8 protein-coding genes are annotated in these 9,048 nt (G+C 59.2%); 4 read left to right on the plus strand and 4 right to left on the minus strand.

The window, feature by feature from the left end; translation table 11 throughout:
- Positions 1–99 precede the first annotated feature (99 nt).
- On the plus strand, positions 100–378 hold the full coding sequence (locus CRO46_RS20035) for a hypothetical protein (protein ID WP_179759124.1): 279 nt from the start codon (positions 100–102) through the stop codon (positions 376–378).
- A 104-nt stretch (positions 379–482) separates the two neighbouring features.
- Here CRO46_RS20035 and CRO46_RS19010 read toward each other — a convergent pair whose 3' ends face one another.
- Complete coding sequence (locus CRO46_RS19010; protein WP_179759125.1) at positions 483–1,226, minus strand: helix-turn-helix transcriptional regulator; 744 nt, start codon at positions 1,224–1,226, stop codon at positions 483–485.
- A gap of 183 nt (positions 1,227–1,409) precedes the next feature.
- On the opposite strand from CRO46_RS19010, the gene CRO46_RS19015 reads away from it, so the two are divergent.
- From CRO46_RS19015 to CRO46_RS19025, 3 genes are all read left to right on the plus strand, one after another.
- Positions 1,410–1,754, plus strand: a complete 345-nt coding sequence (locus CRO46_RS19015) for a DUF3140 domain-containing protein (RefSeq protein ID WP_097109372.1) — start codon at positions 1,410–1,412, stop codon at positions 1,752–1,754.
- The gene (locus tag CRO46_RS19020; protein WP_097109373.1) at positions 1,754–2,398 is read left to right on the plus strand and encodes a Rho termination factor N-terminal domain-containing protein; all 645 of its coding nucleotides are present in this window, start codon (positions 1,754–1,756) and stop codon (positions 2,396–2,398) included. The genes CRO46_RS19015 and CRO46_RS19020 overlap by 1 nt, the downstream gene beginning before the upstream one ends.
- A 558-nt stretch (positions 2,399–2,956) precedes the next feature.
- Positions 2,957–5,389, plus strand: coding sequence for a PAS domain S-box protein (locus CRO46_RS19025; protein ID WP_097109374.1), 2,433 nt, complete (start codon positions 2,957–2,959; stop codon positions 5,387–5,389).
- Positions 5,390–5,662: 273 nt separating this feature from the next.
- On the opposite strand, the gene CRO46_RS19030 is transcribed toward CRO46_RS19025, so the two are convergent.
- From CRO46_RS19030 to CRO46_RS19040, 3 genes are read right to left on the minus strand one after another with little or no spacing between them, the layout of a single operon-like run.
- Positions 5,663–7,183: a tripartite tricarboxylate transporter permease gene (locus CRO46_RS19030; RefSeq protein WP_097109375.1), complete on the minus strand. Its 1,521-nt coding sequence runs from the start codon at positions 7,181–7,183 to the stop codon at positions 5,663–5,665.
- Positions 7,184–7,186: 3 nt separating this feature from the next.
- Positions 7,187–7,666 carry a tripartite tricarboxylate transporter TctB family protein gene (locus CRO46_RS19035; RefSeq protein WP_097109376.1) on the minus strand — a complete coding sequence of 160 codons (480 nt, stop codon included), beginning with the start codon at positions 7,664–7,666 and terminating at the stop codon, positions 7,187–7,189.
- 52 nt (positions 7,667–7,718) lie between these two features.
- A complete protein-coding gene (locus tag CRO46_RS19040; RefSeq protein WP_097109377.1) occupies positions 7,719–8,702 on the minus strand; it encodes a tripartite tricarboxylate transporter substrate binding protein in 984 nt (327 codons plus the stop codon).
- Between the last annotated feature and the right edge of the window lie 346 nt (positions 8,703–9,048).

Consider the following 9,048-nt stretch of genomic DNA (forward strand, 5'->3'; position numbering starts at 1 on the left):
CCGGCCGCGATAACCCGGCCGCGGTGTGACCGCGAACCGGGATGATTGATCCAATAAGCACGCGCGTCAGTTCTTGCTGCTGGCAACCACGCGGACGCGATGACCGTCCGGATCTGCCGCGCCAAATATAAGGCAAAACGGTTTTTCAACCGGCTCGACCAGAATGCTAAGGCCCCTGTCCACCCAGCCGGGGTGACGCTGGCGAAGTTCAGCCTGATCCGCGACATCAAACGAGATTTCGCTTGCCCCGGGCCTTGCCAGACCGTCCGGATCAGCCTCGGCGGCAAGAGGAGACCGAGCATCACCGTCGCGCTCAACGGCAGCATGGCAAAACCGGGCGTCGAATCGATGACCGGCTTGCCGAGCAGGTCAGAATAGAATCTGGCGCTCGCCACAGGGTCGGCGACATGCAACAGCACATAGTTGAAGGTCAGGTATCTCCGTCATTGGTGGGAATACCAGTCTTTCTGGACAGCCGGAGATTACTGTTTGATGCTGTCAATTCTTGTCAGCATCGATTGTTCTTTTTCCTGCCTGGAGCGCAACGCTATGCCCTCCTTGGCCTGCCACTGTTTCATCAGCGTAGCCCGTCGGTGCGGGTATGTGTTGGTTTCGACCTCCAGGCGGATCACCCTGTCTGCCCGGAAGTGCCGAAAATCATTGCGCAATTCGCACCAGGCGACGATCACCCGGGCCCTGTCGAAAAACGCCAGCGCAATCGGCCAGATCACGCGCTCGCTGCTCGCCCCATTGACGTCGGCATAGGCGATCGTCAGCTTGCGCTGTCGGCGGATGGCATCGCGGATGCGCGGCAACTCGCTCTCTCCGGCGGCAAGCGGAGACCCACCGGCGACCAGCAGCGTGGAGTCATCCAGGCCGGCGCGCAGATCTGGCGGCAGCACCGCGCCGATCTTGACCAGCGCATTGCGCGCGGCCGCTCCCAGGGGCTGGTCCGCGCGTTCTGCCACCCATCGCGAGCCGAGCACCAGTGCCTCGATCTCGTCTTCGGAAAACATCAGCGGCGGCAGCATAAAGCCCGGCTTGAGCACGAAGCCAACCCCGGCCTCGCCATCGATTGCGGCCCCTTGCGCCTTCAACGCCTCGATGTCGCGGTAGATGGTTCTCAGCGATACGCCGAGCTCCTCGGCCAGCGCGGCGCCACTGACCGGATGCCGGTACCGGCGGAAAACTTGCAAGAGATCGAGAAGGCGGGCGGCGCGGGACAAGACGGACTCCGGGATGGGATGATGATGGCCGAGCGTAGCGCCGCATACTGACAGTTTGTGACAGCATGGGAAAGCAGGCATCCGCGGCGGGGGACAAATGCCGGGCCGCCGGAACCGATTTGAGATCAGGACGTTGGGATAGGGGTCAGAAGATCGTGCAAAAGCAATTCTAAGGCGAAATAGATGTCATCATCAAAATCGAAAGACGAGATCTGGGACGAATGGCGCGATCTCGTCAACATGGCGCCAGCGGAACTGGAAGACTGGCTTGAAACGGAAGAGTCAAAATCTGTCGGCGATACCGATGACGACGAAAGCACCGGTCACAAATCGGGGCGCCGCATCGTCAAGATCAAGCGCACCAACAAGGACGATCTGAGCGACGATCAGTGGGATCACATGGCGACCGTCGTCGGCTACATCAAACGGCATCTGTCGCAGGGTGGCCCGGACAACAATGCAGAAGAGTCAGCATGGCGCTACTCGCTGATGAATTGGGGCCATGACCCACTCAAGGAAGACAGCTGATGTCGTCTGCCAAGAAAAGCGATCCCGAACTCTGGGAAAAGGTGAAGCAGGAGATCACCGAAAGCGACAAGGGCGGCGACCCCGGAGAGTGGTCGGCGCGAAAGGCCCAATTGGCGGTCCAGGAGTACAAGAAACGTGGTGGCGGATATGAGGATGACGGCGCGGACCAGGAAGACACCGACCTCCACCAATGGACCGAGGAGGACTGGGGCACGAAATCCGGCGGCAAGTCGGGCGAAAGCGGCGAGCGCTACCTGCCCAGAAAGATCAGGATGATCCTCACCGAGGACGAATACGCCCGCTCGACCGAGAAGAAGAAACAGGGCGACGAGCAGTTTGTCGACCAGCCCGACGACGTGAAGCGGAAGGTTGCCCGGATAAGGGATAACGGGCCCACCAAGGACATGCTGATGGAGCGGGCGCAGGATCTGGACATAGAAGGCCGCTCGAGCATGACAAAGGACGAATTGCTGGATGCGACCGACGCGGCAACCGACGACAACGGACGCGGCAAGGGCTCGGTCACGGCACTGCGCGCGAAGTCGAAGGACGAGCTTTACGAGATGGCCCAGGAAAAGGACATCGATGGCCGCTCGTCGATGAGCAAGGACGATCTGGTCGATGCGCTTGCGAACAAATCATGACTTCGCGACGGCAGCGGAACAGCAGAACGTTCCCGGCCTCCGCGAGCTGCCATTGCCGTGTATCCCGGCGTCTGCCAACGGGGCTCGCGGGAGACCCGAGGATGTTCAAAGCGAAGTCTGCGGAGTTTCAGATATACGGCCGTGAGCGCTTTTTGCGAAGCAACGAATGGTTCAAGCGCTTTCATCAAAGAACGCCTGCTCGCCGCATATCGGCAAGTTTTCACTGGTGCTTTCGGCCCGAAGCTGCGGCTGGCCTGAGAATGCTGCAATTATGACATTGCACCCGTATGAACCACAACCAAACAATATTCTTCGATCCAGTTCTTGCTCAGCCCCCCAGATCACTTATTTGCCCCCCAGATATACAATTGCAATACCAACACGTTTGACTGGAGACGATGAACACATTCGGTCGGCTACCGAGCGCGAAAAAGCCGATTTCTGAGGGGGAATATTTTTTGCCTGCTGACCAATTCTTCACGAGATAATCTGTGAACTCTCTGCTAATCGAAAGCGCGTGGTGCTTCCGTCAGAAGGCAGCCTGTTACGAGGGAAAAAATGCAAGACGTGGCAAATATGACGAGTGATCGTCTGGGACGTATCGTCGAAGACGCGGTAAGTGAGGTCTACATCTTCTCGGTGGAAGACTTCAGGTTCTCTTTGGTTAACGGAGGAGCGCGCAAGAATCTCGGCTTCACCATGGAGGAGTTGAGGACCAAGACGCCATGGGACATCAAGCCCGAGTTTTCACAGCAGGAGTTCCTTCGCCTGGTCGATCCTCTGATCAAGGGCGACCAGACCACGCTGGAATTCGAAACCATTCACCAGAGGAAGAATGGCTCATGCTATGACGTGTTCGTACATCTGCAGCTGATTGCCACTGATGGCGAAAACGTATTCTACGCCGCGGTCCAAGACATCACGAAACAGAAACAAACGACAGCCGCGCTGGTGAAGGTGTCGGCGCGACTTGATGCCATATTGAGCAATACCACGATGTCGATTTTCATGATGGATGATCGGCAGCATTGCGTTTTCATGAACAGGGCAGCGGAAAAGCTCACGGGATACACGTTCGAGGAAACGCAAGGCCGTCCACTTCATGACGTCATCCATCACACGCATCCCGACGGACGGCATTTTCCCATCGAAGATTGTGAAATCGACCGGGCTTTTCCGGAGGACCACCAAACGCAGGGAGAGGAGATCTTTGTCCACAAGGATGGAAGTTTCTATCCCGTGGGATTTACCGCCTCCCCCATGAAGGACGGAAGCGGGAAAACTGTGGGCACAGTCATAGAAGTTCGGGATATTTCCGATGTATTGAAAGCCCGCAATGCCGAAGCTGAGTTCACCAAGGCGCTAAATGCGAAAGTAGAGGAAGCCTTGGCTCAGCGAGACCTCCTTGAGGCACAGCTGGTGCAATCTCAGAAGATGGAAGCCGTGGGACAACTGACCGGGGGGGTTGCGCATGATTTCAACAATCTCCTTCAGGTGATTGGCAGCAACCTCCAGCTTCTGGTGAAGGGGTTGCCGGTAAACGACCCAAACAGAAAGTTCGCTGAGAACGCGATGACCGGTGTATCGAGGGGAGCAAAACTCACCGCTCAGCTTCTGGCATTCGGACGCCAGCAACCTCTTGAACCCAAACCGAGCAACGTAGGGCGGCTTCTCCGTGGGATGGACGACATGCTGCGGCGAACTCTCGGTGAAGCGATCGAAATTGAAACGGTGATAGCGGGGGGACTTTGGAACTGCCTTGTCGATCCCGTGCAATTGGAGAATGTAATCCTTAACCTGGCAATCAACGCCAGGGATGCGATGAATCATCGAGGCAAGCTTACTATTGAGGCCGGAAACGCGTCCTTGGATGAAGCCTATGCGGAGGCGCACCCGGAAGTTGTCGCGGGGCAATACGTCATGGTGGCAGTAACCGATACCGGCACCGGGATCGCCGCCGAGATCATCGATAAGGTTTTCGATCCGTTTTTCACAACCAAACCAACAGGGGAAGGAACCGGGCTCGGCCTGAGCATGGTGTATGGTTTCATCAAGCAATCGGGTGGTCATATCAAGATTTACAGCGAAGAAGGTCATGGCACCACGGTTCGGGTGTATCTCCGCAGGACGCGCGAAAGCGACCAAAGCCAGCAGGCGAGGCCAACGACTGAAACGCCCAAGGGGCACGGAGAAGTGGTTCTCATCGTCGAGGACGATGCTGCCGTCAGGGAAGCAGCCGTCGATGTGCTGCGGGATCTGGGATACACTGTGCTTACGGCGGAGACTGCCGACAGCGCGCTGGTTGTCGTGAACAGCGGAGTGAAAATCGATGTCCTTTTCACCGACGTGGTCATGCCCGGTACCCTGCGCAGCCCCGAGCTTGTCCGAAAGGCCAAGGAGCTTCTTCCAGAACTCGGGGTGCTTTTCACATCCGGCTACACGCAAAATGCGATCGTCCATGCCGGGCGTCTGGATGACGGAATTGACCTGCTAAGCAAGCCTTACACCCGCGAACGCCTGGCCCAAAAGATACACGAGATACTGAGCCGGCCGGCAAGCCAGGTATCCCGGGAACAAGTCAGCGAAGGAAACGCCGACATTGTCAATGGCGCGCATGCGCTGCAAAGGGGCTTGCGGGTCCTGCTCGTGGAAGACGAGGTTTTGATCCGCATGGCGACTGCGGATATGTTGGCCGACATGGGTTGCCAAGTGGTCGAAGCCGGCAGCATAGCTGAGGCCACAGAATGCCTCGGCAAGGATGATTTTCATGTCTTGCTCGCCGACCTTGGCCTTCCTGACGGGCAAGGAATGGATCTGGTGCGCCGTGTGACGGCGTCTTATCCGGACATCGCGGTCATTATCGCCTCTGGTGCCGATCCACGTGAATATACCGAGCGCAGCGATCTCGGGCGGCCGCTCACAGGATTGATCAAACCCTATAATGAGCGGGATCTGGAGCTCGCTCTGCGGAAATGTCTCGATGCGGATTGACGGCCGTGTCTCGGGCTCGGGGATTTCTCCTTTGAGTGGCGTGTGGATCGCTCCCTTTTCCACGTGGCGAAACCGGTTGAGGCGTGCAGCGAAGGGGTGCACTGCCGCCGGTGGCGGCACCCGCTCGACTTGATCCACCGAGGTTGGACCACCGGCTGTCCGGCCCGCCCCTGGCCTATGGCCTGGCGGTGGAATTAGCCGTTATCAAACGCCGATTGCAGGTGCTGTGGCTTCGGGCGGTGCGGCGCCACAAGGGTTATGTGGCGGGCACCATCAATCCGGCGTGGACACGCCGCGGCGCTGCCTGGAAAGGGCACGCCAATTGCGCAGGACCGGAAACACGATAAGTCCCGCCGCGAGAATGAGCAGGAGCAGGGTCATCGGCCGCTGGTAGATGAAACTCGCTCCGTCATAGAGCTGCATGGATCGTGCGAAATTGTCTTCAAGCATGCCGCCAAGAATGAAGCCGATCAGCAACGGTGGAAGCGGGAAGTCCGCGAATTTCAAAATCGTCGCCATGATCCCGAACGCCACCAGCAGCAAGAGCTCCGTCGAATTGTTCTGCCCGATATAGGCCCCCATCAGGGTGAAGAAGAGGATGAAGGGAATCAGGAAGTTGCGCGGCACCGAAAGGATCTTGGCGATATAGGGGATCAGCGGCAGGTTCAGGACCAAAAGCACCAGATTGCCGAGATACATGGAGATGATCACCGACCAGAAAATCTCGGGCTGGTCCACCATCAGGCGCGGGCCGGGGGTGACGTTGAGCGCCAGCAATGCGCCGAGCAGGATTGCGGTCGTGCCGGAGCCGGGAATCCCGAGCGTCAGCAGAGGCACGAATGACCCGGTGGAAGCCGCGTTATTGGCGCTTTCGGGGGCTGCGAGGCCTTTGACGGAGCCCTTTCCGAATTGTTTCTGATCCTCCGCGGAGGCAATGTTGCGCTCAACCGCATAGCCGAGGAACGACGCGATTGTCGCCCCCGCCCCCGGCAGGACACCGATGAAGAAGCCCTGGACCGACTGGCGGCCGATAACCGGCGCGATCTGGCGTGCCTCCTCGCGGTTGATGCGCAACTCGGTGATCTTGGAGTTGCCGCTCGATCGCTTCGAGCGGGCGGGATCAAGCACGAGATACAGCGCTTCCGGCAGGGCGAACATCGCCATGGCCAGCGTGATGAAGCCGATGCCGGATTGCAGTTCCATCATGCCGGCGGTGAAGCGCGGCGCGTTGAACAGCGCCGACGTGCCGACTGTGGCAAGCATCAGACCGGCAATCGTCATCAGCATCGCCTTGGCGACGTTGCCTGTGCCTGCAAATGCCGCAATGGCCGACAGGCCGACGACCATTAGGGCAAAATACTCGGCGGAATGAAACAGCAATGCGACCGAGGCCAGCATCGGCGCGAAAACCATCAGCAGGATGGCCCCGATGGTGCCGCCGCAGAAGCTGGCGATGGCGGCGATGGTCAGCGCCTTGCCCGCCTTGCCGTCGCGCGCCATCGGGTAGCCGTCAAAGCTGGAGGCGACGGTCGAGGCGACGCCGGGTGCGTTGATCAGGATCGAGGAGGTCGAACCGCCGAAGATGGCGCCGTAATAGACCCCCGCAAGCAGGATCAGCGCCGCCGACGGATCGCCGATCGTGATGGCGACGGGGATCATGATGGCGATGATCGACATCGGGCCGAGGCCCGGCAACATGCCGATGAAGGTGCCGATCAGGCACCCGCCGAATACCATGAGGATGTTGGTCAGGGTAAACGCGGTCGACAGGCCTATGAGGATGCCTTCGATCATGGCTCAGGTTCCGAACATTGCTGGAAGGGGGCGCAGGAAGATGCCAAGCACCTCCTGCACCAGGTACCAGATGCCGAGGCTGGCGATGCCGGCGGCAAGGATCATCGTCACCCAGCGCCTTTCGCCAAGGATCAGGCTGCCCAGGATCAGGAACAGGAAGGTGGAGGCGAGAAAGCCGAGCGGCAGTAGCAGCACGGCATAGGCCAGCATCAATGCCAGCAGGCCGATGGCCTGCCCGTAATTGTAGTCGGACCAGCGCGACAGATCGATGTCAGGATCGTCCTTCGGCTTGTGCGGTGAGACCAGGACCAGCAGGGCAAAAACCACCCCGCCGATCGCCAGAAGCTTTGGAAAGGACGACGGCCAGACCGGGTTGCGCGCCATGAACGGTGCGATCTGAGCATCCATGATGAACAACGCCGAATAGCCGTATACCAGGCAGGCCAGCAGGATGAACAACGCGATCACGCGGTCAAGCGTCATGAACAGGCACCTCTTGCTCAAAGAGATCCGGCCGGTAGCAGGCTAGACCGCCTTACTGGATAAAGCCCATGTCTTTCATCAGCTTTTCCATGTCCGCTTCCTGCGCGGCCAGGTAGTTCGTGAAATCGTCACCCGCGTTGTAGATGTCGATCCAGCCATTGCGGTCGCGCACCGTGGCCCAGGCTTCCGTCGTGGTCATTTCCTTGAGAAGATCTGCATACTGCGCGCGCTTTTCATCGGACAGACCGGGGGCTGCGAAGAAGCCGCGCCAGTTGATGAACTCCATGTCGACGCCGAGTTCGGTAAAGGTGGGCGCATCCGGGGCCGCATCGACACGTTCTGGCGCGGTGACGCCAAGGATGCGAACCTCGCCCGCGTCAGACAGGGCGATGGCTTCGGACAGGCCGGTGGAGAGTGCTGCGATCTCACCCGACAGCAACCCCGCCATGGCCTTGCCACCCGCGTCATAGGCGACATAGCGCATGTCCAGCGGATCGCTGCCTGCCGCCTGCATGATGGCCGCCGGGACAAGATGGTCCATGCTGCCGGGCGACGATCCACCGCCGATGGCCACACCGCCCGGATTTTCCTGATAGGCGGCGTAAAGCTCGTCCCAGCTCTGATAGGGGCTGTCCTTGCCTACGACGATGGCGGCATAGTCACCGATCACGCCGGCGACCGGGGTGACGTCCCGGTATCCCATGTTTACGGTCTTGTTTAGTGCCCGCACGATGATCGGCGTGGAATGCACCATCAGCGTGCCTTCGTTGCTTTGCGCATTCTCGACGATGTAATTGAGCGCCTTGCCACCGCCGGCGCCGGACATGTTTTCGAAGGTCACGGTCTCGACCAGGCCGGAATTGACGAGTGCTTCGCCGACCCCGCGGGCGGTTCCGTCCCAACCGCCGCCTGCGCCACCGGGAATAAGGAAATGGACCTTGTCCATCACCTGTTCCCGTTCCTGTGCGGTGACAGCACCAGGACCGAAAGAGATCATTGCCGCAAGCGCAAATGCCGAGATTTTGGACAGTTTCATAGCTTCCTCCCTATCTGGTCTCCATCATATGACCGGGTGGCCGATTTGCAACCAGATATCGGGGATGGTCGGAAGGCCGGAGGCAGGGGCAGATCCATCCGCTTTCGTCGTTCGGTGATGACGGGACTTGCCCCTTGCGGGTGGCAGGGATGGGTTGGACGAGGTCGGAAATGTCCGCTCTTCGATGATGTTTTGTTTCCAAGAGCCGCAGCAAAGGTCCCCTCCCCGCGCAAGTGGTGCTTTCGGCCCCATGTATGTGCCGGCTGCTGTTCGCAATCGAGAAATTGGCACGATTTCGGAAATCGCTCATATGTATCCGGCCTGTTGATCGGCTCGCGGGCCGTGG

Source organism: Parahoeflea halophila, assembly GCF_900220985.1.
In the GTDB taxonomy this organism is placed as follows: Bacteria; Pseudomonadota; Alphaproteobacteria; order Rhizobiales; family Rhizobiaceae; genus Hoeflea; species Hoeflea halophila.